The organism is Streptomyces sp. 2-1, from assembly GCF_048564895.1.
Taxonomy (GTDB): Bacteria; Actinomycetota; Actinomycetes; order Streptomycetales; family Streptomycetaceae; genus Streptomyces; species Streptomyces phaeochromogenes.
The window spans coordinates 10,397,154-10,420,199 of the sequence record NZ_CP183383.1 but is presented as its reverse complement, the minus strand read 5'-3'; the positions used below and the strand labels follow the sequence as shown (position 1 = coordinate 10,420,199).

Annotated in this window: 19 protein-coding genes; 10 read left to right on the top strand and 9 right to left on the bottom strand. The window is 71.0% G+C overall.

The window, feature by feature from the left end:
• The first annotated feature begins 97 nt into the window (after positions 1 to 97).
• From ACN20J_RS45515 to ACN20J_RS45495, 5 genes are all read left to right on the top strand, one after another.
• Positions 98 to 1,186, top strand: a complete 1,089-nt coding sequence (locus ACN20J_RS45515; RefSeq protein WP_361990196.1) for a sugar ABC transporter substrate-binding protein — start codon at positions 98 to 100, stop codon at positions 1,184 to 1,186.
• Positions 1,187 to 1,228: 42 nt separating this feature from the next.
• Positions 1,229 to 2,011, top strand: coding sequence for an ATP-binding cassette domain-containing protein (locus ACN20J_RS45510; protein WP_142940581.1), 783 nt, complete (start codon positions 1,229 to 1,231; stop codon positions 2,009 to 2,011).
• A complete protein-coding gene (locus ACN20J_RS45505) occupies positions 2,005 to 3,288 on the top strand; it encodes a sugar ABC transporter permease (RefSeq protein WP_419668319.1) in 1,284 nt (427 codons plus the stop codon). The genes ACN20J_RS45510 and ACN20J_RS45505 overlap by 7 nt, the downstream gene beginning before the upstream one ends.
• Positions 3,289 to 3,529: 241 nt before the next feature.
• Positions 3,530 to 5,755: a protein kinase domain-containing protein gene (locus tag ACN20J_RS45500; protein WP_419668318.1), complete on the top strand. Its 2,226-nt coding sequence runs from the start codon at positions 3,530 to 3,532 to the stop codon at positions 5,753 to 5,755.
• Positions 5,756 to 5,893: 138 nt separating this feature from the next.
• Positions 5,894 to 7,909 (top strand): protein kinase domain-containing protein, encoded by a 2,016-nt coding sequence (locus tag ACN20J_RS45495; RefSeq protein WP_419668317.1) that lies wholly within the window; start codon positions 5,894 to 5,896, stop codon positions 7,907 to 7,909.
• Between the two features lie 55 nt (positions 7,910 to 7,964).
• Here ACN20J_RS45495 and ACN20J_RS45490 read toward each other — a convergent pair whose 3' ends face one another.
• Positions 7,965 to 10,913 carry a SpoIIE family protein phosphatase gene (locus tag ACN20J_RS45490; protein WP_419668316.1) on the bottom strand — a complete coding sequence of 983 codons (2,949 nt, stop codon included), beginning with the start codon at positions 10,911 to 10,913 and terminating at the stop codon, positions 7,965 to 7,967.
• Between the two features lie 383 nt (positions 10,914 to 11,296).
• Between ACN20J_RS45490 and ACN20J_RS45485 the strand changes: the two genes are divergently transcribed.
• Complete coding sequence (locus ACN20J_RS45485) at positions 11,297 to 11,995, top strand: LuxR C-terminal-related transcriptional regulator (protein ID WP_190230009.1); 699 nt, start codon at positions 11,297 to 11,299, stop codon at positions 11,993 to 11,995.
• 229 nt (positions 11,996 to 12,224) lie between these two features.
• Positions 12,225 to 14,783, top strand: coding sequence for a SpoIIE family protein phosphatase (locus ACN20J_RS45480; protein WP_419668315.1), 2,559 nt, complete (start codon positions 12,225 to 12,227; stop codon positions 14,781 to 14,783).
• Positions 14,784 to 14,826: 43 nt separating this feature from the next.
• Here the strand turns inward: ACN20J_RS45480 and ACN20J_RS45475 are convergent, their stop codons facing one another.
• The 5 genes from ACN20J_RS45475 to ACN20J_RS45455 form a co-directional block, all read right to left on the bottom strand.
• Entirely contained in the window at positions 14,827 to 15,594 is a 768-nt protein-coding gene (locus ACN20J_RS45475) for a YqjF family protein (protein WP_419668314.1), read from the bottom strand.
• A 133-nt stretch (positions 15,595 to 15,727) separates the two neighbouring features.
• On the bottom strand, positions 15,728 to 16,159 hold the full coding sequence (locus ACN20J_RS45470) for a hypothetical protein (RefSeq protein ID WP_189842622.1): 432 nt from the start codon (positions 16,157 to 16,159) through the stop codon (positions 15,728 to 15,730).
• Between the two features lie 120 nt (positions 16,160 to 16,279).
• Positions 16,280 to 17,809 (bottom strand): DEAD/DEAH box helicase, encoded by a 1,530-nt coding sequence (locus ACN20J_RS45465; protein WP_419668313.1) that lies wholly within the window; start codon positions 17,807 to 17,809, stop codon positions 16,280 to 16,282.
• A 213-nt stretch (positions 17,810 to 18,022) separates the two neighbouring features.
• A complete protein-coding gene (locus ACN20J_RS45460) occupies positions 18,023 to 18,226 on the bottom strand; it encodes a cold-shock protein (protein ID WP_055614959.1) in 204 nt (67 codons plus the stop codon).
• A gap of 234 nt (positions 18,227 to 18,460) precedes the next feature.
• Entirely contained in the window at positions 18,461 to 19,426 is a 966-nt protein-coding gene (locus tag ACN20J_RS45455; protein WP_419668312.1) for a YihY/virulence factor BrkB family protein, read from the bottom strand.
• 172 nt (positions 19,427 to 19,598) lie between these two features.
• Here ACN20J_RS45455 and ACN20J_RS45450 point away from each other — a divergent pair, with 172 nt between their 5' ends.
• Complete coding sequence (locus ACN20J_RS45450; protein WP_269649886.1) at positions 19,599 to 19,772, top strand: CsbD family protein; 174 nt, start codon at positions 19,599 to 19,601, stop codon at positions 19,770 to 19,772.
• An 85-nt stretch (positions 19,773 to 19,857) separates the two neighbouring features.
• Positions 19,858 to 20,313: an ATP-binding protein gene (locus ACN20J_RS45445; RefSeq protein ID WP_419668311.1), complete on the top strand. Its 456-nt coding sequence runs from the start codon at positions 19,858 to 19,860 to the stop codon at positions 20,311 to 20,313.
• A 112-nt stretch (positions 20,314 to 20,425) separates the two neighbouring features.
• Here ACN20J_RS45445 and ACN20J_RS45440 read toward each other — a convergent pair whose 3' ends face one another.
• The 3 genes from ACN20J_RS45440 to ACN20J_RS45430 all read right to left on the bottom strand — a co-directional run bounded on the left by ACN20J_RS45440 (position 20,426) and on the right by ACN20J_RS45430 (position 22,564).
• Positions 20,426 to 20,830 carry a hypothetical protein gene (locus tag ACN20J_RS45440; RefSeq protein ID WP_189842626.1) on the bottom strand — a complete coding sequence of 135 codons (405 nt, stop codon included), beginning with the start codon at positions 20,828 to 20,830 and terminating at the stop codon, positions 20,426 to 20,428.
• 296 nt (positions 20,831 to 21,126) lie between these two features.
• Complete coding sequence (locus tag ACN20J_RS45435; protein ID WP_189842627.1) at positions 21,127 to 21,558, bottom strand: PPOX class F420-dependent oxidoreductase; 432 nt, start codon at positions 21,556 to 21,558, stop codon at positions 21,127 to 21,129.
• 103 nt (positions 21,559 to 21,661) lie between these two features.
• Positions 21,662 to 22,564 (bottom strand): NAD(P)-dependent oxidoreductase, encoded by a 903-nt coding sequence (locus ACN20J_RS45430; RefSeq protein WP_419668310.1) that lies wholly within the window; start codon positions 22,562 to 22,564, stop codon positions 21,662 to 21,664.
• A gap of 79 nt (positions 22,565 to 22,643) precedes the next feature.
• Here ACN20J_RS45430 and ACN20J_RS45425 point away from each other — a divergent pair, with 79 nt between their 5' ends.
• Positions 22,644 to 23,018, top strand: coding sequence for a MerR family transcriptional regulator (locus ACN20J_RS45425; protein ID WP_361990168.1), 375 nt, complete (start codon positions 22,644 to 22,646; stop codon positions 23,016 to 23,018).
• The last annotated feature ends 28 nt before the right edge of the window (positions 23,019 to 23,046 follow it).

Here is a 23,046-nt window from a genome sequence, read left to right as displayed (position 1 = left end):
CGCGACGCACCCGGACCCCCTGACCGTCTCGGGCCGGGCGCGGACAACCGTGAGCGCCCCTCGTCACGCGAGGTGAAGGACAAGGGAGGTCTTTCACATGAAGGCCTGCATCCGGGGCGCGGCCATCGTCATGACCGTGATCTCGACGCTTGTCGCCCTTGGGGCCTGCGGGCAGGACGCCGAGGACAACTCCGACACCGGGAACGCGCTGAGAATCGGCGTGCTGCTTCCGGACTCCACCACAGCCCGCTGGGAGACACAGGACCGGCGCCTGCTCCAGAAGAGGATCACGGAGCTGTGCGACGACTGCGCGGTCGAGAACGCCAACGCCAAGGGCGATGTGGCCATCCAGCAGGAGCAGATGGACTCGATGCTCACCAAGGGGGTCGACGCCATCATCCTCGTGGCCGTGGACGCCAGATCCATGCGCCCCGCGGTCAGGAAGGCGGACCAGGCGGGCGTCCCGGTCATCGCCTACGACCGCCTCGCCGAGGGCCCGATCGCGGGCTATGCCTCCTTCGACGGCGAGGAGGTCGGCAGGCTCCAGGGCAGGGCGCTGCTGACGGCGATGGGCGACAGGGCGCCCGACGACCAGATCGTCATGATGAACGGCGATCCCACCGACCCCAACGCGGTGTCGTTCAAGAAGGGCGCGCTGTCCGTGCTCCAGGGGCGGGTGAAGATCGGCGAGGCGTACGACACCCTCCAGTGGAGGACGGAGACCGCTCACATGAACATGTCCGCCGCGATCGCGGCCCTCGGTGTCGAGAACATCGACGGGGTGTACGCGGCCAACGACGGCCTGGCCGCCGGCTGCATCTCCTCCCTCAAGGCGAACAAGGTCGCCCCGCTGCCCCCGGTCACCGGGCAGGACGCCGAGCTCGGAGCCGTACGGCGCATCGTCGGCGGCGATCAGTACATGACCGTCTACAAGCCCTTCGCACCCGAGGCCTCCGCCGGCGCCGCCATGGCCGTGGCCGCGGCCCGCAACGAAAGCCTCGACCGGGTCGCCAAGGGCGAGGTGACGCCCCGTGGCGGGCACACGGTTCCGGCCGTCCTGCTCACCCCCGTGTCCGTGACGGTCGACACGATCGAGGACACCTTGATCGACGACGGCGTGTACACGGTCGAGCAGATCTGCACCCCGCAGCTCGAGGCCGCCTGCGAGAGGGCCGGACTCACCTGACAAGCAGGTTCCGACCAGGTCCGGCCCGCCCCCGGGAAGGAGATGGTTTCCGTGCCGAGTCCCCCGTTGCTGGCACTGCACGGCGTATGCAAACGCTTCGGTGTCATCGAGGTCCTCGACGACATCGAGCTGGAGATCCACGCCGGGCAGGTCGTCGCTCTGCTGGGCGACAACGGGGCGGGCAAATCCACCCTGGTCAAGGTGATCTCCGGGGTCTCACCCGCGGACAAGGGCTCCATCGAGTGGGAGGGCCGGGCGGTCCACATCAGGCGTCCCCACGACGCCCGGGACCTCGGCATCGCCGCCGTCTACCAGGACCTCGCGCTGTGCGGAAACCTCGACGTCGTCGGCAATCTGTTCCTCGGGCAGGAGATCCGCAGGTTCGGGTTCCTCGACGAGGTGGAGATGGAGCGCCGCACCAGAGGCCTGCTGGACCGTCTGACCCGAGGCATCCCCGATCTGCGTGCCCCTGTCGTCTCGCTGTCCAGCGGTCAGCGGCAGACGGTCGCCATCGCCCGTTCGCTGCTCGGCGACCCGCGGGTGCTCCTCCTGGACGAACCGACCGCGGCGCTGGGATTCGAGCAGACCGGCGAGGTCCTGGACCTAGTCGACCAGCTGCGCGACCGCGGTCTGGGCGTTCTGCTCATCAGCCACAACATGGGTGACATCAAGGCTCTCGCGGACCGGGCGGCCGTCCTGCGGCTGGGCCGCAACAACGGCTTCTTCGACGTGAACACCTCGTCCCAGGAACAGATCATCTCCTCCATCACCGGCGCCACGGAGAACGTGCCCCGCCGAACGGCCGCCCAGGAGGCGGGATGGTGAAAGGGACGCGCGACACGGCGGACACCACACGGTCCGAGCCCACCGCACCCGGCGCCGGGGCCGGGCGGCCGAACCGCGGGCCGGCCGTCACCCGTGCCACGGAGAGGGGGGTCGCCTACCTCAGGCGCAAGATGCGGGCCGGCGAACTGGGCTCGCTCCCCGTCGTCCTCGTCCTGGCCGCGGTCTGGATCACCTTCCAGTCGCTCAACTCCAACTTCCTGTCCCCGCGGAACCTGTCCAACCTCAGCGTGGACATCGTGGGTACGGGCCTGATCGCGGTCGGCATCGTCTTCGTACTGCTGCTCGGTGAACTCGACCTGTCGGTCGGCTCGATCAGCGGTCTCGCAGCGGCGGCCTTCGCCGTGCTGAACGTCAACCACGGCGTGCCGGAATGGCTCGCCGTCATCATCGCGGTGCTCGCGGGAACGCTGGCGGGAACCGTCCAGGGCTTCTCCGTGGCCAGAACCCGGGTGCCGGCGTTCGTCGTCACCCTCGCCGGGCTGCTCACCTGGAACGGCCTCATGCTCTACGTCCTCGGGACCAGCGGCACCGTCAACCTCGACGAGAACGGACTCGTCGCCAAGCTGACCAGCTACTACTTCACCAACGACGCCGCGGCCTACGGTCTGGCGGCGATCGCCTCGGGCGTCGTCTTCCTGGTGTCCTACCAGGACATGCGGCGACGCAAGGCCGTCGGTATGCCGCACCGCTCGCTCCGGTGGATCACGGTCCGCACGGGAGTGGTCGCGGTGGTCGCGTTCACCGCCGCGTATCTGCTCAACCGTTTCCAGGGGCTGCCGCTCGCGCTCCTGATCTTCCTCGTGGTGGTGGCCGGCCTCGACCTCGTCCTCCGCCGTACGCACTACGGCCGGCAGATCTACGCACTGGGCGGCAGCATGGAGGCGGCCCGGCGCGCCAGCCTGAGTGTGACGCGGGTGCAGACGGCGGTGCTCGCGGTCTCGGGCACCATGGCAGCGATCGGCGGCCTGTTCCTGGCCTCGCGCATCACGTCGGTGAGCCAGGGTTCGGGCTCGGGCGTCCTGCTGGTCAACGCCATCGCGGCGGCCGTCATCGGCGGCACCAGCCTGTTCGGCGGACGCGGCACGACCTGGTCCGCGGTGCTCGGCATGCTGATCATCCAGTCGATCGCCTCGGGCATGGCGATCACGGACACCCCCACGGCCGTCCAGTTCATCATCACGGGCGGGGTGCTCTTCGCCGCGGTGCTCATCGACTCGCTGGCGCGACGCTCCCAGCAGGCCCGCGGACGGGCCTGACACTCTCGTACGCATCCTCCGAGGCCGTCCGGAAGACCGTCCGGGCGGTATCTATCTGAAACGTCAAGTAATGGCCATAGGTTGCTCGGTTGCGTACACCAACTGTCCCTCCAGCACCTACTCTCGCCCCAAGTCCATTCGACGATGAACAGGCGAGCTGAGGGCAATGGAGCCACTTCGTCCCACGGATCCGGAGCACCTGGGACCGTACCGTCCTGTCGCGCGGCTCGGCGCCGGAGGGATGGGGGAGGTCTTCCTCGCCCGGGACGATCAGCAGCGGACCGTGGCCGTCAAGGTCATCCGGCCGGAGCTGGCCGCGAACAGGGACTTCCGGATCCGGTTCCGGCGCGAGGTGGACGCGGCGCGGGCGGTGAGCGGCAGATACACGGCCACCGTCGTGGACGCCGACCCGGACGGCCCCGTCCCCTGGCTCGCCACCGCGCACATCGTCGGTCCGACGCTGGCCGACGCGGTCGAGGAACACGGGCCGCTGCCGCCGAAGTCCGTGCTGGCCCTCGGGGCCGGACTCGCCGAGGCGCTGATCGCCGTGCACTCCGCGGGGCTGGTGCACCGCGATCTCAAACCGTCCAATGTGCTGCTGTCCGCCGAGGGCCCCCGGGTCATCGACTTCGGTATCGTCCGCGCCACCGACGGCTACGAACTCACCCTGTCCGGTGTGCTGTTGGGCTCCCCGCGCTACATGTGCCCCGAGCACGCCACGGGTGACCCGATGGGCCCGGAGGGGGACGTGTTCTGCCTCGGCTCGGTCCTCGCCTTCGCCGCCACCGGGAACGCGCCCTTCGACGGCTCGTCGGCGGCCACCCTGCTGTACCAAGTGGTGCACGGTACGCCGGATCTGACGGGTGTTCCGGATCCGCTGGACACGATCATCGAGCTCTGTCTCGACAAGTCCCCGACGGCCCGGCCCACCCCGGACCGGGTGTCGGCGGCGTGCGTGCCCGGTGGTACCGACGCGCTGGACTGGACGGGCTGGCTGCCGGAGCCCGTGGCCGCCTCGATCAGCGCGCAGGCTGCCGACCTCATGGACCTGGACCTCGGGCCCGGACCGAGTGCGGACAACGTCGAGCGCGAGCCCGCCGGCGCCACCACCGGCCGCGCGGCCACCGCCGGTGTCCGCACCGACCCGCGCGTGGCCGTTCAGCAGCTCGTCACCGAGCGCCCGAGCCCCAGCCGTGTCGTCTTCCCCCATGCCCCGACGCCCAGCCCGCCGCCCGAGAAGTCGTCGCCCGACCCCGTCACCCGCCGCTCACGGCGCCGGTCCCGGCCGCGCCCCTCCCGCCGTACGGTCCTCGCGGCAGCCGCGCTCGGCGCCGTCACTCTCGGTTCCGGCGTCGCCGCACTGCTCGGTGAGCCGGACGAGCGGACGGGGTCGGCCCCGGAGCCGGCCGGTCCCGCGCCGAAGCCGCTGTGGGTCTACCAGGGCGACGCACTTGTCAAGGCACCGGCCGCCCTCTACAAGGACACGGCCCTGCTGAAGTCGCAGTCGGGCACGCTGTTCTGCCTCGGCCTCGCCGACGGCACCCGCCCCCGGTGGACCTACCGGGGCATCAGCCAGTCCCCCACCTCGCCCCTCCTCGTCTCGGGCGATGTCGTCGCCCTCGGCACCGGCGCGACCGTACTGGGCGTCGACCCGGCCACGGGCGTCGAGCGGTTCTCCCTGGACTTCGGAGAGGACTTCCGGTTCGACACCCTGCTCGGCGGGTTCAGCGACCAGCAAGTCACCATCTCGGGTCTGCGGTTCACCCGCCCGGACGGGTCGCCGGGGTCGGCCACCTCCACGAACGTCGTCCTCAACACCGATCTGCGGGCGCGCCGGGCCAATGTCATCCCCATCAGCGAGGAGGACATCGGCCTCGATCTGAAGCCCGTCATGGCGTCCAGCCGCTTCGTCTACATGGACGGGCTGCACCGGCTCACGGCCCGTGGCACCGCGAGCCGCGGCAACGTGCTGTGGCGCCGGCCCATGAACTCCGACTCGGACGCCCGCTCGGCCCCGGTGGTGCTCGGCGCGACCGTCTTCGCCGTCGACAGCGAACTCATCGCCGTGGACGTGGAGTCGGGTGCCGTGCGCTGGCGGGTGAAGGAGGAGAAGGGCGGATTCGCCTCCGTGGCCGCCGCGGCCGGCACGGTGTACTGCACCACCAGGAACCCGCACGGCGTCCAGGCCTTCGACGCCGCCGACGGCACCCGGCGCTGGTTCCGCCGGACCCCGCGACTCGATCTGGGCAACGCCCTCGTGGCGGGCGCCGGCTCGGTGTTCGTCACGGCCGCCCGCAACAAGGACGGCTTCTACGCGCTCGACGCCCAACAGGGCGAGCTGCTCTGGAACTTCACCGACGGCCAGGACACCGGCATCAACGACTGGCAACTCGCCTGCGACAGCGACGGCCCGCTGATCGCCCAGCACTTCAACAAGGTGTACGCCCTCCCGATACCCCGGGTCTGAAGGCCCCCGGGACCGAGTTCCGCACATCACCTTCACCACAGGTCCCCGATCCGGCGCCCGCTTGAACGGCTGTGCGACGGGACGCGAGTGACCCGTGATGCAATGGGGCCACCGAACAGATCTTGGGGCGGAGTGGGCGTGTTGAGCAACGGTGGGCCCGGCGCGGGAGGTTTCCAGCCGCTGGAGGACGGCGATCCGCGGATCGTGGGCGGCTACCGGCTGGTGGCGCGGCTCGGGTCCGGCGGCATGGGGCGGGTCTATCTCTCGCACACGCCGGGCGGACGGGCCGTCGCGGTCAAGGTGATCCGGCCGGAGCTGGCCGAGAACGCCGAGTTCCGCAAGCGGTTCCAGGCCGAGGTGGCGTCCGCGAGCCGGGTGCACGGCCTCTATACAGCCCCGGTCGTGGACAGCGACACCGAAGGCTCCGTCCCGTGGTGTGCGACGGCCTATGTGCCGGGTCCGTCCCTCGCCGACGCGATAAGCGACCACGGGCCACTGCCCGTCGACACCGTGCTGCGGCTGATCGCCGGTGTCGCGGAGGCGCTGCAGGCGGTGCACCGCGAGGGCATCGTGCACCGCGATCTCAAGCCGTCGAACGTGCTGCTCGCCGACGACGGTCCTCGCGTCATCGACTTCGGTGTCGCACGGGCGGCGGACGCCACCTCGGTCACGCAGAGCGGAATGGCCCTCGGCACGGTCGCCTACATGGCACCGGAGCAGGCGCTCGGCGGCGAGGCCGCCCCCTCGGCCGACGTGTTCGCGCTGGGACAGACCGCCGTGTTCGCCTCGACGGGCCGCGGCGCCTTCGGGGACGGTGACGCGCACGCGGTGCTCTACCGGGTGGTGCACGAGCAGCCCGACCTCGGCCAAGTACCCGACGAGATACGGGAGTTGGTGGCGCGGTGTCTGCGCAAGCCCGCCGCCGAACGGCCTTCCGTCGAGGAGGTCATCCGCTCCGTCCAGACGATCCAGGCGCACCGCGGTGACGAGGCCCGGTACACATCGGGGGCATGGCTGCCGGGCGAACTGGCCGCGGGGATAGCGGCTCGTGCCGAAGGAGCCCATCAGGCCCAGGCCCAAGCCCAGGCCCAGGCCCAGGCGGAGCCGGAGCAGACTCCGAGCGCTCACGGTTCCGGCGGTTTCGGGGCCGCGGGTTCCGGTGGATTCGGGGCCGCGGACTCGGGCGGTTTCGGGGCGGCGGGCTCAGGTGGCGGCTTCGGCCCCGCCGGCTCCGGCGGTTTCGGCCCCGCGGCGGCCTACTCCCCCACCTCGCCGTCCCACGCGGCGCAACCCCATGCCGCTCAGCCCCATGCCGGCCAGTCCCACGCCGCGCTGCCCGGGCCGTTCGTGATGGGGAGTCCGGCCGCACCAGGTGCGTACACACCAACCCCATGGCCCCAGCCGCAGGAGCCGACCGCCGCGCAGACCTCCCCGGTCGCCACGAACAGCGCGGGCCGCAGGGCCCGGCCCTGGATACTGTCAGCCGCCGCAGTCGGGCTCGTCGCCGGTGGAGCCGCCGCCGCGCTGCTGCTCGCCCCGGGGGACGGCGACAAGGACGACACCGGGTCCGCGGAGGTGGCCGCGTCGCAGTCGGCGCCGAAAGCCGAGAAGTCCCCGTCGGCATCCGACTCCCCGTCCACCAAGGCGTCGAAGAAGCCGAAGCCCGCCAAGTCCGCGCTGCCGTCCGGCCCTTCGGGGCCCGCGACGCCCACACAGGCTCCGAACCCGGCGCCCCCGACCGCGTCCAGCGAGCCGTCGGCGCCCAAGGCCCCTGCCCCGGTCACGTACTCCGGGATCCGGATGACCGCGAGCCACGACCTGTATCTGGCGGACACCCCGGTGCGTTCCAAGGCGGACTCCGGGAGCTCCGACGAGGATCTGACGTACGCCGTCTACTCCTCGGGTGCTGTCCTCGCGCCCGGCACCACCTCCGGCAGCTCCCTGGCCCTGCTGCCGGCGGGGCGAACGGGAAGCGTGGAGGCGTGCAAGGCCGCGACCGGCTACAAGAGCTACATCTGGATCAAGGACCTGGCCGCCGGCCAGCAGATGTGCGTCATCAGCGGGACGGGACACGTGGGGCTGGTGACGTACCAGGGCTCGTCCGGAACGACGTACGCCACCTTGGACGTGAAGGTGTGGCGCGACGCGGTCTAGGAGCCGAAGTTCCGGCCCCGTCCGGACAGTTGCTGGTCCCCAAGGACCCTGGCCCCTACAACTCCTGGTCCCCGAAAGGGAGTGCGTCCAGGTCCCCGTCGAACTCCCCGACATTCGGGAGCATCAGCTCCAGGGCGTCGGACGGCTCGCCCTTGCGGCTGTCCGGGCCGAGGAGGGCCTGCTCGGTCCAGATGCATTTTCCGGTCGCGGTGTATCGCGTGCCCCAGCGCCGGGAGAGTGCCGTGATCAGTTGCAGGCCGCGCCCGCCCTCGTCGGTGTCCGTCGCCCGGCGGATGCGGGGCATCGTCAGGCTGCCGTCGAAGACCTCGCAGACCAGCTCGGCGTCGTGCAGAAGGCGCAGGCTGACAGGTCCCTTGGCGTGGCGTACGACGTTGCCGACCAGCTCGCTGGCCAGGAGTTCCGTGGTCGGTGTCAGGCTGTCGAGGCCCCAGGCGGCGAGCTGCTCACGGACGTGGCGGCGGGCCTGGCCTGCCGCCTTGGGGTCCTCGGGGAGCGACCAGGAGGCCATCCTCTCGACGGGCAGGGCGTGCAGCCGGGCGACGAGGAGTGCCGCGTCGTCGGCGGCCTGGTGCTCGGCGGGGAGAAGTCCGGCCGTGAGGGTGTCGCAGAGACGTTCCAGCCGATCGCGCTCGTCCTCCGGGTCCACGTCCGTGATGTGCGCCGCGCGCAGCAGCCCGGCGAGGTCCGCCATGCCCTCGTCGATCTCGCGCGTGGAGGACTCCACGAGACCGTCGGTGTAGAGCACGAGCAGGCTGCCCTCCGGCACCGCCAACTCGACCGTCTCGAAGGGTGGTTCGGCCGCGCCCAGCGGAGGGTCGGGGGCCAGTTCCGGAAAGTGGACCCGGCCGTCGGGGTGGACCACGGCCGGCGGGGGATGGCCCGCCCGGGCGATGGAGCAGATCTGCGTGGTCGAGTCGTACAGCGCGTACAGGCAGGTGACGTACGACTCCTCGCCCATGCCGCCGACGATGTCGTTCAGGTGGCTCATGATCTCGTCGGGCGGAAGTTCCAGGTCGGCGAGGGTGTGGACCGCCGTGCGCAGGCGGCCCATCGTCGCCGCCTCCGGCAGGCCGTGGCCCATCACGTCGCCGACCACCAGGGCCACCTGGCCGCCGGAGAGCGGGATGATGTCGTACCAGTCGCCGCCCACGTCCATGCCCTGGCCCGCGGGAAGGTAGCGGGCCGCCGCCGTGCAGGCCGGAGGGGTGGGCAGGTCCCGGGGGAGCAGGCTGCGCTGGAGTTCGCGGGACCGGGTGTGTTCGGCGTCGTAGAGCCTCGCCCGTTCCAGTGCCTGGGCGACCAGGGCGCTGATCGTGGTCAGCAGGGTGCGTTCGTCGTCGTTGAGGCGGCGCGGGCGGTCGAAGGCCACGACGCAGACGCCGAAGGTGACGCCGGACGCCGTCAGCGGCAGGAACGCCCACGCCTGTTTGCCCGCACTCCCGGGCAGGTCGGCCTGTCCCGGTGAGCGCGCGACGAGTTCCTCGACGGTGGACAGGAAGAGCGGCGTGTCGGACGTGATCGCGTCCCAGCCCGGGTCGCCGGACATCCGCGGGCGGCGGTCGACTCTGGCGAGGAAGCCGTCCGGATAGCCGACCGCTCCCACGGTGTGCAGCCATTCGCCCTCGACCGTCTGCACCAGGAGTCCGGCGGCGGCGAACGGCGGGAGCACCCGTGGGGCGAGCGCGTCCACCACGTCCCGTGAGGTCGTCGCCTTGGCGAGCGCGGCCGTCAGCTCAGCCATCTGGGCCGCACGTTCGGACGCGACCCGCTCGGCGGCCTGGCGCTCCTCCTCGTGCCGCCGCCTCTCGGTGACGTCGGCGAAGTAGAGGGTGCGGCCGTCGGGGCCGGGGACCAGCCGCAGGTGGTAGCGACGGTCGCCCTCCGGTATGTGTACGTCGAAGCTGGCGGGCTTGTCCTCGGCCGCGGCCTTGCGAAAGCGCCGCTCCATGCCCGGCACCTGCTGTGCCGTGGGCAGGTCCCACAGGACACGCCCGAACAACTCCTCCTCGGAGAGGCCCAGCGTGCGCTCCGCCTCCAGATTGGCGAAGGTGATCCGCCACTCGTCGTCGAACGCCAGGAATCCGTCGCTCATATGGCGCAGGGCGCGGCTGAGAGCGTCACGGGCGGACCGTGACTCGTTGCTCTCCCAGCCCACGCCGATCATCCGGAGGGGTTCGCCGTGTTCGTCGTACGTCGCCCTGCCGCGGGCCTGGGTCCAGCCGTACGTACCGTCCAGGCCGCGTACGCGGTACTCCGCCTCGTAGACCGTGTGGTCGCGGATCGCCCGCTGCGCGGCGCCCAGCGTCGGGGCGAGGTCGTCGGGGTGGACGATCCTCATCCAGTTCTCGATCTTGCCGGTGAAGTCGGCCGGTCTGGTGCCGTAGAGCTCCAGGGCCGCCTCGTCCCAGATCAGGTCGCCGGTGCGGATGTCCCAGTCCCAGGAGCCGACGCTGACCTCCTTGAGGGCCTGTCGCAGGCGCTCGCCGCTGAGCTCGGCCTGCGCGGGTCCGGCCGGCGGGGGCGCCTGGGCCATGCGTTCCTCGGTCCAGGCGATCACGGCCCGCAGGAAGTCCCACTGCTCCCGGGTGGGCTCGCCCCCTTCGCCCGTGACGACGGAGAGCGCCCCGATGCTGCGGTCCCCGCTGAACAGCGGGGCTGCCGCCAGTCCACTGCCCGGCCAGGCGGCCTCCCCGGCCACCGAATGCGCCGTGAGCTCCCGCGGCGCCCAGACGCCGCTGCCCCGGTGCAGGGCGCGGGCGGGGGCCAGCGGGCCCTCCTGGTCGATGATCTCCCAGGCCCGGGTGAGGGCCGGTGGGAGTCCGGCGGCGGACACCAGCCGCAGGGCGGACATGGGGCCGCGAAGGTGGATCATCCCTCCCAGGGCACCGAGCTCGCCCACTGCGTGCTGGAGTGCCAACCGGAAGATCTCACTCTCCGCGACACCTGGTTCCACCATGCTGAGCAGAGCCAGCCGTGCGTTCATACGATAAATTTTACCGTTCTGGCCTCACAGAATGCGGGCCTTCGCAGGAATCGCACCTTCGCCTCCACCCTCCCTTACCTGGTCTTCAACACCTGCCGCCTCAGGCCGAGTTGCCTGCCTCGACATGGCCGGTCCGGCACTCCGGCACCCCGTGCTGCACACCGTTCGGTACGCGCGTCCAGCCGCTGATGAAGTGCCTCTCGGACCGGTCCGCCGCGACCTGAGGGCGAGGAGTGAGCCAGACCACAACAAAAACGGTGCCGTATCGATAGCGGCGGGGCTACTCTGGACATCGAGGTGAACGAAACAGTTTCGTTCAGGGCTCCGCGCATGTCCCCGGCGAGGACGCCGCCCATCGCCCCTCCCCATGGAGAACGCCTGCCATGACCTCCGTACTCATCGTGAACGACCAGTCCCTGCAGCGGCTCGGCCTGCGGATGCTGCTGGCCGCCGAGCCCGACCTGACCGTCGTCGGCGAAGCTGCGACCGGAGCAGATGCGGTTCGTCTCAGCACCGAACTCCGCCCCGACGTCGTCCTGCTGGACAGCGGCGTCGCCGACACGGACGGCATCGCGACCATTCGCCGCATCGCCCACCCCTCCCTCCTCCCGCTGGTCTCCGAACTCACCGGAGCGGGCGGGCAGCGCCCGCGCGTGCTCGTGCTGACACCTGCCAGCCGAGAGAGAAGCGCCTACGCCGCGCTGCGCGCCGGAGCGGCCGGATTCCTTCTCCAGGACGCCACTCCGGACGAGCTGACCGCGGCCATCCGTATCGTGGCCGCGGGAGACGCCGTGATCACTCCCGGCCTGACCCGCACGCTCATCGACACGGTCCGCCAGCAGCGCCCCGTCCACCCGCTCGGCGGGGAGGCCGGCCTCGGCACCCTCACCGGGCGCGAGCGGGACGTCCTCACCGCCGTCGCCTCCGGCTGGTCCAACGCCGAGATCGCCGAGCGCCTGTCCATCGCCCCGACCACCGTGAAGACCCACGTCAGCAACATCCTCGCCAAGATCGGCGCCCACGCCCGCGTCCAGGCGGTGGTCTTCGCCTACGAGTCCGGTCTGGTGCGACCGGCGGCCTGACACCGACCGGGCCGAGCCCGTCGGCCGGATCGCCGTATTGTTCCGGGAGACGTGCCGGACAGTAGCTGCCTGCCACCCGACCGTCACGATTCCGGACGCCCGGGCCCGTGCGGGCGCCGTTACCCTCGTCGGATTCACACGGAGTTCCCCGCCCGGGTGCAGGCGGAGGCGATCGTGGCGCATTCTTGCTGTGTCAGCCACTCGGCGGCGCACGGACGAGGTAGGGCCGATGACTGGGAGAGCCGAGCACGACACCCGGACGCCCGCACGCCTGGCCGCGCTGCTGACCGGGATCACGGCGGAGGCGATCGGCGCGGCCGACGCCTTCGCGGGAGGCGTGTACCTGCGGTCCAGTACGCCCGGGCTGCTGCGGCTGGCCGTGCTCTCAGGGCTGCCCGGGCCCCTGTTCCGGCCCTGGTGGCGCCTGCACGTCGACCGTCGGTTCCCCGTCGCGGACGCCTACCGGCTGGGCGTCCAGGTGGTGCTCCCGGACGCCACGGAGACGATGCGCCGCTACCCCCAGTTCGCGGCGGGCCTGCCGTTCCAGTTCGGGTCCGTGTACGTGCCCGTGGTCGGAGGGTCGACGGTCTACGGCGTACTGACCCTCCTGCGCCCCTCGACGTCGGACGCAACCACCGTGCTGCCCGACCGTGACCGCATGGCACAGCTGGCCGAGAACCTGGGCACGGCCCTGCGGAGCCTGGAGGACGGCAACGGGTCCCCGATCGCCTGGGACGACGAACCGCTGTGCGTGCGGCCACCGGCGGCCGGCCCCCCTGCCGCGCCCATCGGGCGTTTCTCCTGGAATCCGGCAACCGATGTCGTGACCGCCGACAACCGGCTGCGCGCCCTGCTCGGGGTGGCACCGGGAGAGGCCGCCGACACCCCGCAGGCGCTCGCGGACGCCGTGGCCGCCGCCGACTCCCATCACATCCTGGCCGCCCTTCGGGAGACGGCCGCAGGAAGACCGCCGCCGCTGCCCCTGCACGTGCACGCCGTCGACGGCAAGCTTCGGCTGCTGGAGCTCTGGACCCCGCACGACACGTCCGTACCGCCCGGAGGGCACCCGGTCCGCGGCATCGTCCTCGATCCGGCCATCGGCTCGGCGGCCGACAAGGCGGCCGACCTGCTCCCTGAGGGTGTGTTCTGCCTCGACCGGCTGGGTCTGATCGTCTACGCGAATCCGCGGGCGGCGGAGGTCCTGGGCCGACCGCGGTCCGAGCTCGTGGGCCGTCTCCTGTGGGAGGCGGTGCCATGGATGGACAGGCCCACCTACGAGGACCACCTGCGCGAGGCCCTGCTGTCACCGCATCCGGTGCACTGCCACGTCGTACGGCCGCTCAAGGACGAGGAGAAGCCCCACGCGGACCCCCAGGGAGGTGACTGGTTCGCACTCTCCGTCTATCCGGGTCCCGACATCCTGACCTGCAAGGTCATTCCGGCCGACCGTATGGCGGACCCGCCTCCCGAGCCGGCGCCGCAACCCGGGGCGGACGCACTGGCCGACGACGCACCCCTGGCCGACGGTTCCTCGGCCGCGGTCACCTCGATGGCCCCGCTGTACCGGCCGATCATCCTCGCGATCGCGCTGACCGAGGCGGTCACCGCCCACCAGGTGTCCGCGGTCGTGATGCAGGAACTGCTGCCGGCCTTCGGCGGCCGTCGGCTCGCCATCTACCTGCTGCAGGACCGGCATCTGTATCTGGCCTGGGAATCGGGCTTCCCGAAGGGATTCCTCGCACCCTTCGACGGAGTCGGTCTGGACACCCGGCTGCCCGGCGTGGAGACCCTCACCACCGGCCGGCCGCTCTTCTTCGAGTCGATGCACCAGCTCACGGCCGCCTATCCCGGCATCCCGCTCGACGCCACGGAGGGTGCCCGCGCCTTCCTGCCCCTCATCGCCTCCGGGCGCCCCGTCGGCTCCTGCATTCTGGGCTTCGACCGTCCCCGCGACTTCAGCACCGAGGAACGTACGGTGCTCACCGCCCTCGCCGGGCTGATTGCCCACGCCATGGAGAAGGCACACCGGTACGACACCGAGGCCGCGCTCGCCCGCGGGCTCCAGCAGGCGCTCCTCCCCCGGCGTCTGTCGGGCCATCCGCGGGTGGAGACCGTCGGGCGCTATCTGGCGGGCACCCAGGGCATGGACGTGGGAGGCGACTGGTACGACGTCGTCGAGTCCGGGGACGGGCTTGCCCTGGTCATCGGCGACGTCCAGGGGCACGGCGTCCAGGCCGCCGCCACCATGGGTCAACTGCGCAGTGCCGTAAGGGCCTTCGCGCTCGGCGACCATCCGCCCGACGAGGTACTCAGCGGCACCAACCGGCTCCTGATCGACCTCGATCCCGGCCTGTTCGCCAGCTGCTGCTACATCCGGCTGGACCCCCTCACGGGTCTGGCCCAGGTCGCCCGCGCCGGGCATCCCCCACCGATCCTGCGCTACCCGGACGGCCGCACCCACGTCCTGGACATCCCCGGCGGCGTCGTGCTCGGCGTCGACCAGCACGCCCAGTACCCCGTGACGGAGTTGCAGCTGGAGCACGGCGCCATCCTCGCGCTCTACACCGACGGGCTGGTCGAACGGCCCGGCGTCGACATCGACGAGGGCATCACCGCGCTGCGCGTGGCCCTGGCCCGGGCCGGTTCGTCCGCCGGACGCCCCGGCGGCCGTTCGCTGGCCGCGGTCGCCGACCGGCTCACCGCAAAGGCCCGCCATGTCGCCGACCGCCCGGACGACATAGCGCTGCTGCTGACGGCACGCCGTCCGAGTGCCGGGCGACGCCACTGAACCCCGGCACCTCGTGCGCCCACGTGAGGGGCCGCGTCAGGGCTCAACCGCGCGGCGGAGGAATCGGGCGCCCGAGACGCACGGGGACGCCCGGGGAGTACAGCACGCTCACGGGTTCACCCATCGGCGTCGGCAGCCCGGCCGACTCGACGAGGTTCTCCTCGCACGAGACCAGCGTCGCCCGGTGCAGCGGCCAGCGCGGATGGTCGTTCGGCAGAAACCCGGCGTCGCCGAAGAACGGGTTGTGCATGCCCCATCGGGCGGTCAGGAAGTGCTCAAGACCCGTCGGCTCGGTTATGCGCTCCCCGGGCCTGACGACGAGCCGGCTGTACGCGCCGCGCGGTCCCGGCACGCGCCTCGCGCTGGTGTAGCCGACGGTGTCCTCGCCGTTGCGCACGGACATACGGGACCACACGTACGGCAGCCGGAACGCGAGCCGCCCCATGACCACCGGCAGGAGCCGGGACGCGTCCATGGAGCGGAAGACCACCCCGCGCCGACCGTGCGCGTCCACCGAGTACAGGCGCACGTTGGTCTCCGGGAAGGAGCCGAGGTACGGCACTCCCGGCAGGCGCAGCCAGCCCACCTTGTGCATCCGGAACGCGACCAGCCCGACGAAGGTGACGCCGTCCACGGTGTCGGGAACGGTGCCGTCCGGCAGCAGTCCCGCCACGTCCGCCGGATCCACGGCCCAGTGCACGAAGGTGAGATCCAGCCACTGCTGGGTGAGCAGGGGGCGGGGCAGTGCGACCGGGGCGTCGGGCGTGATCGGTTCCGGGACGGACGAGGTGATCGACACGAGCGAAAGCATCGCAGGACCTTGCCGGGGGCACGGCGAGAACGCGTGCTGTGTGACGCGTCTGGCACCGGTACGCACCGGTGCCGTCGTCCCGGGCCTCACCGTCGTGTGCCGGCCCCGGACGGGTCCGGGGGCGCGACAAGGGTCAGACATCGGTGGGCAGGCCGCTCACCTCCGCGATGCCGCGCAGCTCCTCGTCCTGGCGGTGTCGTTCACCGATGAAGTCGGCGATCTCCTGGCACCTGGCCGGGTCGGCCGCGGTGCCGGAGTCCGTGACGACCCTGACGGGTCCGACCTCCTCGGTCTCGATCTCGACGATCTGGTTGTCCAGCCGTCCCGTGACGGCGACGGCCACGACGAGGGACGCCTCGTCACGGACCTCCTGCGAGACGCTCGCACCGTCCTCGCCTTCGAGACTCAACTCGATCGGCCCAGCACGTTGCTCCTGCATCGCCTCCAGCACAGGCTCGACCATGCGGAGCAGCACCGCGTAGTCCGACGGCGCCATACGCACGCGCAACAGGTCGAGATAGAGGTCCACGGGCCGGTCTTCGGGCGGAAACTCTGATTCGCTCATGGGACTCGACTTCCCCGATGTGGCCAACATGATCGCATCTGGGACCAAAATGGTGGATCTCCGCGTCCGCCGCCACTCGGGGAACTGCCGTGTGCTCGTTCCCGGGCCTGTCCGACTGGCCTAGGCGCCGCGTCGCACCCGGGCGGCCTTGCGTGCCTCGGCCGTCTGGCGGGCTTCGGCGGACCGGCGGGACTCGCCACCGGTACGTCCCGGCCGGGTGCCCATGCCGCGGAAGGGCGTACCGCCGCGCTGGGGGCGCTCCGTGACCGGCGCGCTTCCGTTGACGGGGATCCCGGAGGGCGCCTGAGCACCGGTGATGCGGCTCAGCTCGGCCTCGCCCGAGCGGACCTGGGTGATCTGAGGCCTGATGCGGGCGTCGGACATCAGACGGGTCATGTCACGGCGCTGGTTGGGCAGCACCAGCGTGACGACACTGCCGGACTCCCCGGCGCGGGCCGTACGCCCTCCGCGGTGCAGGTAGTCCTTGTGGTCGCTGGGCGGGTCCACGTTGACGACCAGGTCGAGGTCGTCGATGTGGATGCCCCGGGCCGCGACGTTGGTCGCCACCAGCACCGTGACGTGGCCGTCCTTGAACTGGGCCAGGGTGCGGGTGCGCTGGGGCTGCGACTTGCCGCCGTGCAGCGCCGCGGCCTTCACCCCGCTGCCCAGCAGGTGCCGGGTGAACTGGTCGACGGCGTGCTTGGTGTCCAGGAACATCAGCACCCGCCCGTCGCGGGCGGCGATCTCCGTGGCGGCGGCATGCTTGTCGGCGCCGTGCACGTACAGCACGTGGTGCTCCATCGTGGTGACCGTGCCCGCCGACGGGTCGACCGAGTGGACCACCGGGTCGTGGAGGTAGCGCCGGACCAGGAGGTCGATGTTGCGGTCCAGGGTGGCCGAGAACAGCATCCGCTGACCGTCGGGCCGTACCTGGTCGAGCAGCGCGGTGACCTGGGGCATGAAGCCCATGTCGGCCATCTGGTCCGCCTCGTCCAGGACGGTGATCTCCACCCGGTCCAGGCGGCAGTCCTTGCGCTCGACGAGGTCCATGAGACGGCCCGGGGTCGCGACGACGACCTCGGCGCCGCCCCGCAGCGCACCGGCCTGCCGGCCGATCGACATACCGCCGACGACGGTGGCCAGCCGCAGCTTCAGCGGCCGGGCGTACGGGGTCAGCGCGTCGGTGACCTGCTGGGCCAGCTCGCGGGTGGGAACGAGGACCATCGCGAGCGGCTTCCGGGGCTCGGCACGCCGCCCGGCCAGGCGCACGAGGAGTGCCAGGCCGAAGGCGAGCGTCTTGCCGGAGCCGGTGCGCCCGCGGCCGAGTACGTCACGGCCCGCGAGGGAGTTCGGCAGCGTGGCGGCCTGGATCGGGAACGGCTCGGTCACGCCGAGGCTGGTGAGCGTCTCCAGCAACTCGGCGGGGAGGCCCAGTTCACCGAAGGTCGCCACCGCGGGGAGGCCCGGGGTGATGGTGGTCGGCGGCGTGAACTCGCCCTGCAGTGCCGCGGGCCGGCGCCCGTTGCCACCCGACCGGGTGACGGGCCGTCCCTGGCTCTGCGGACGGGCACGGCCGCCGCGGCCGGAACCGCCGAAGCCGTCCTTGCGGCCCTTGGAAAAACCATCGTTCGTGCGAACTGAACGGTTCATGAAGAACCTTCCTCGATAGGGCACGTATCGAGGAATTCTCGGCGGACAGGAGCCGAACGAATTGCAAGAACGAGCCGGGTGCGGGACCGGAAAACGAACCGGCCGCAGCGATGTGACACAAGAAGGAAGTCCGGGTCGGGACTTCCTGGAAAAACCAGCAAGCTGGGGCCCCACCGCGAGGTGGGACCCCAGCTGCCTCGAGCTATTTCGACGTCAGGCAGGCGTGATGTTCTCCGCCTGCGGGCCCTTCTGACCCTGGGTGATGTCGAAGTTCACCTTCTGGCCCTCCTGGAGCTCACGAAAGCCCTGGGTGGCGATGTTCGAGTAGTGGGCGAAGACGTCGGGGCCGCCGCCCTCCTGCTCGATGAAGCCGAAGCCCTTTTCCGAGTTGAACCACTTGACGGTTCCAGTAGCCATGTCATTTCCCCTTCGGGGCAGTACCCGGGGGTCCGCACTGTGTGAACCCCTGCGTCGCCGCAATGAACCCGTCCGGAAAGAGCGCCGGAAATACAAAAGCGCCCGGCGATATGTAATCATCCGAGCCACTTGAAGTGTGCGGGAACTACAATTGCAACTGGATCAAGACTATCACGACACACCCATACGGCAACGGCTGACCCGCCCTGATCACCACGGGATCCGACGAGGGGTTCAGGGACCGGGCCCCGGGTCCGGTTTCACGGCGGCGGTGATTCCGGCGCGGGCGGCTTCGAGCTGGGCGGCGAAGGCGACACCGAGGAAGAGCGCGATACCGGTGAGGTTCGCCCACAGCAGCAGCGCGACGAAGGCCGTGAGCGGCCCGTACACGGCACCGAAGGACCCACTGCTGGCCACGTAGAAGGCCAGCAGCCAGGTGGCCGCGACCCACAGCACCAGATGGACCGCCGAGCCGAAGGCGAGCCAGGTGTAGCCCGGCTGGTCCCTGCGGGGTGCCCAGCGGAAGATCACCGCCGAGGCGACCCAGACGAACACCACGCCCAGCGGCACCTGGAGCGGTCCCCACCAGTCGAGGTTGTCGCGCGACCAGCCGAGGGCCTGGACCACCGACTCCCCCACCGCGTCTCCGGCGACCAGGACGAGGAAACCGAGGACCATCGGCATGCCCGCGGCGAGGGCGAGCAGCAGGGACCGGCCGTACTTGGCCAGAACCGGGCGGTCCCGCTCGATCCCGTAGATGCGGTTGGCGCCCCTTTCGACCTGGCCCATGGCCGAGGCCAGGTTGAGTATCGCGAAGGCCAGGCCCAGCCACATCGCCAGGGCGCTCCAGATCCCGGAGCCGGCACTGCGCTCGGTCTCGGCCAGGGCGTCCTCGACCAGATCGGCGCTGGCGCCGGGCACGATCCGGCTGAGGGTGAGCTCGATGATCCGGCCGACGCTCTCGGTGTGGACGGTGGTGGCGACGCCCACCAGCGCGATGGTGAAGGGCACCATGCCCAGCACCACTTGGAAGCCGAGGGAGCGGGCGCTGGTGAAGCCGTCCGCGTAGCGGAAGCGGGAGAACGCGTCCACCAGCAGGCGACGGCCCCCGTAGTGCCGCAGCGCGGTGAGCGCCTCGTCACCGGACAGCTCCTCCCCGATCATGTCCCGCGTCTGCGGGACGTGCTCAGCGGTGCCCATCGCTCACGACTCCTCGTTCTGTGAAATTCGGTGAATCCTTTTCCGGGTCAGGAATGATTCGGCCCTTCGGGGGAAGCCCGCCGAATTCTCGACCCACCCGTGTTTGGACGGGCTTTCCCCGGTCAGCCGTAATAGTAGAGCGCACCGTCGAAGCAGTGAGGACGTGATCGCAGTGGCCAGGAACCAGAAGGCGCGAGCCAAGACGGAGCAGGCCAAGGGCAAGGCCAAGGAGGCTGCCGGCCGCGCGGTCGGCAACGAGCGGCTGACCGCCGAGGGCCGGGCCGAGCAGTCCAAGGGTGACGCCCGCCAGGCCAAGGAAAAGACGAAGGACATATTCCGTCACTGATGTCGATCATCCATTCCGCAGGGCCCGCTGCGCGCTTGCGGCGGGCCCGCCTGCTTTCAGGTCTTTTCAGGCGAAGGAGCGAAGAATGTGCGGGGAGCACCGGACGCACCCGATCGACACGGTGACGGTCCCCGGCCGGTCTCGTTCACCGGGGCCGCGGAGTCCGGCCGAGGTGCGCGAGGCGGTCAGGCACGCCTTCGAAGGCGCACGACAGGCCCGCAGGCGCGACACCGTGGCCGGTGAGGAGGCCGTCGGCGACGCCCTGCTCGTCGCCTCGGAGCTCACCACCAACGCGATGCTGCACGGCGGCGGTGTCACTCAGTTCGAGGTGACGCTGGACGACTGGGAAGTACGCCTGTCGGTGAGCGACCGCAGCGAGAAACTGCCGACATCGGCACGGCACATCGACGAGCGGGGGTTCATGCGGGTCGGGGGCCACGGCTGGCCGATCGTCTGCCATCTCGCCCGGGACATCACGATCTCGGAGCTCGACGCCGGCGGAAAGCGCATCACCGCCGTCGTACCGCTCTCGCCCCGGTAGGGACCGGGCACGGCCCTCCTCCCGACGGACACCGCCTTCCTGCTCCGGCGTCAGCCGGCTTCGCTTCGGGATCGGCCGGCTTCAGCCGCCGCGTGGCTGGAGGGTCTTCGGTTCACGCCGAGAGGGCCTGCCGGGTCTGGCGCGGTGTGCCCGCCGCGGGTGGCGCGCCGGGCACCGCGGGACGCACCGGATACGTGGTCTTCGCCGGGTCCACGACCGGGTCCCCCAGCACGATCCGGCCCGCCGCCTGCAGCGCGTCGCACTCGTCGGTGGGCAGGGCCACATGGCTGACACCCAGCCCGGCACCGGAACTGAGGGGTTGCCAGTAGCCGTACCGGCGGCGGCCGTTGGCGTGCACGGTCAGCCAGACGGGAACGCGCTGCACCGTGATGAGACGCAGCACCTCGGCTCCGCCGGGGCCGAGCGGAGCGGGTGTGCGCGGGAGGGCTCGAAGCATCGTCAGCGGCCCTCCGTCCAGGGCGCGCGGCACGGCTCGACGGTGGGGGGTGGGCGTCATGTACGGGCGGCCTTTCGTCGGACGGGTGCGATCCCGCATCGCCGGGACGATGACGTTCTCGCTGCTCCGCATTGTTGCGGAGGGCACTGACAACACGGCCGGAGCGGCTCCGGAGCACCCTCCGAAGCCGCTCGTCCGGCCCCTCGTGACCGACGGGTGTCCCGGTTGCGGACTCCCACTCCTCGGTTTCAAGCCCGCGCCCCTCGGTTTCAAGCCCCGAGTGTTGCGACCGTGAGTGCGTCACGCAGTCGGCGAACCGCCCGAGCCCGCCCCGGGCGGCGCTCACCGTGGCACCTTCAGCGGATCCTGGCGCCGTACACGTGGGTGACCGTCATCGTCATGAGCACTCTACGGTCGGTGACCATCGCCGACCGGTACTCGTCCCAGTCCGGGTGCTCACCCGCGGCACGCCGGTAGTACGCGACCAGCGCCTCGACCTCCGGGCCGTGGGGGTCGGTTCCCGGCCCGGTGAGGGCCGCCGTGCCCTCGGCCGTCGCCCACGAACCGCCGTCGGGGCCGGTGACCTCCAGTGCCGCTCGCGGGTCCCTGCGCAGATTCGCCGTCTTGGCGCGTCCCTCGGTCATCGAAACGTAGAGAACACCGGCCTCCCGGTCGTAGAAGGGCATGACGGGCGACAGCTGGGGGCGGCCGTCCGACTTGATCGTCGCGAGAACGCCGAGCCGGCTCTCCGCGAGCAGCGTGCGTGGATCGAATGGTGTGTCGGTCATGTCCAGGGCCAAGTCGCGACCGCGGGCCGGCTATTCCCGGCGGAGCGACGCCGACGCCCGACGGGGTAAGGCCCACCGTCGGCGGGGCGAGGCCGACGGGCGGTCATGATCGCGCCTCCGAGGGCTTGCGGAACTGCTCGATCATCGCCGCGTAGCCGTCGCCACCGCGTCCATCGGCCAGGGCCCGGTCCGCCAGGGCCTGGATGAACCTGGGCAGGTCGGCGTTGACGCCGCGGGACTCGCTCTCGTGGGCGAGGTGCTCCATCGCGGCCCGGTGGGTGTCGAGGGTGGCGTCGAACGCCGGGTACGTGCCCTCGTTGATCTGCTGCGCGTAACCGGGCAACCAGTCGGTCACGATCCCGATCCCCTGCCTCACGAGCGGGACGAACGCCGCGGGATCCACTCCTGCCGCCCCGAGCAGCGCGGCACCTTGCAGGAATCCGTTCAGGACGCCCCACATCAGGCCCAGCACGGCCATGTCGTGCAGCGCCGACAGGGTGTGGTCGCCGCCCAGGTACGTCGTTGCCTCGGCCAGGCTGCTCAGTACGGGCTCGTGCAGGTCGAAGGCAGCCCTGGGCCCGCTGTAGAGGATGATGGCGTCGGCCGTGCCGATGCCCGGAGGAACGGCCAGGATCACGCCGTCGAGGTAGTCGCTGCCGTGTCGCGCCGCCCACTCGGCCGTCTCACGGGCCTGCGCCGAGGTGCCCGAGGTCAGGTTCACCAGGGTCCTGCCGTCGAGGAGCTCGCCGACCGGATCGAGGAGCTTGTGCGCGGTGTCGTAGTCCGAGAGGCAGACGACCACGAGCGGACCGGCCGCGACGGCGTCGGCGATCGAGTCCGCGAGTGTCGCGCCCTGTGCGATCAGTGTTTCGGCCTTCGCCGCCGAGCGGTTCCACACGGTCGTGGGGTGCCCGGCGCGCAGGAGCGCTCCGGCCAGTGCCTGGCCCATCAGCCCCAGTCCGATGACCGTCACGGGCGTGCGGTCGGCGTCGCGGTTCTGTGTCATGAGTTCCCCCTGGGTGTGTCGGTGGTCATGGCAGAATCGTCAACGTTCACACCGGTATGAAGGTCAAGGGGGAATCGGCATGCTGATCGGGGAGTTGAGCCGGCGGACCGGGATCCGCACGCATCAGCTGCGCTACTACGAGGCCCAGGGGCTGCTGGAGCCCGACCGCGGCACCAGCGGCTACCGCGAGTACTCGGACGACGCCGTCCTGACCGTGGCCCAGATCAGGAGACTGCTCGAAGCCGGACTGTCGACCGAGGAGATCCGGTACCTGCAGCCCTGCGTCACGGGCACGGCCCCCGACCTCGAACCCTGCCCAGAGCTCCTGGACACCCTTCGGGCGCGCCTGAAGGGGCTGGACGAGCACATCGACACGCTCACGCGATCCCGCCAGGCCCTCCACGACTACATCGAGGCCACCGAGCGGCATGTGACTCAGGAATCTCAGGCGTGATCGCGCTCCGCCGGACAGGTCTGGCCCG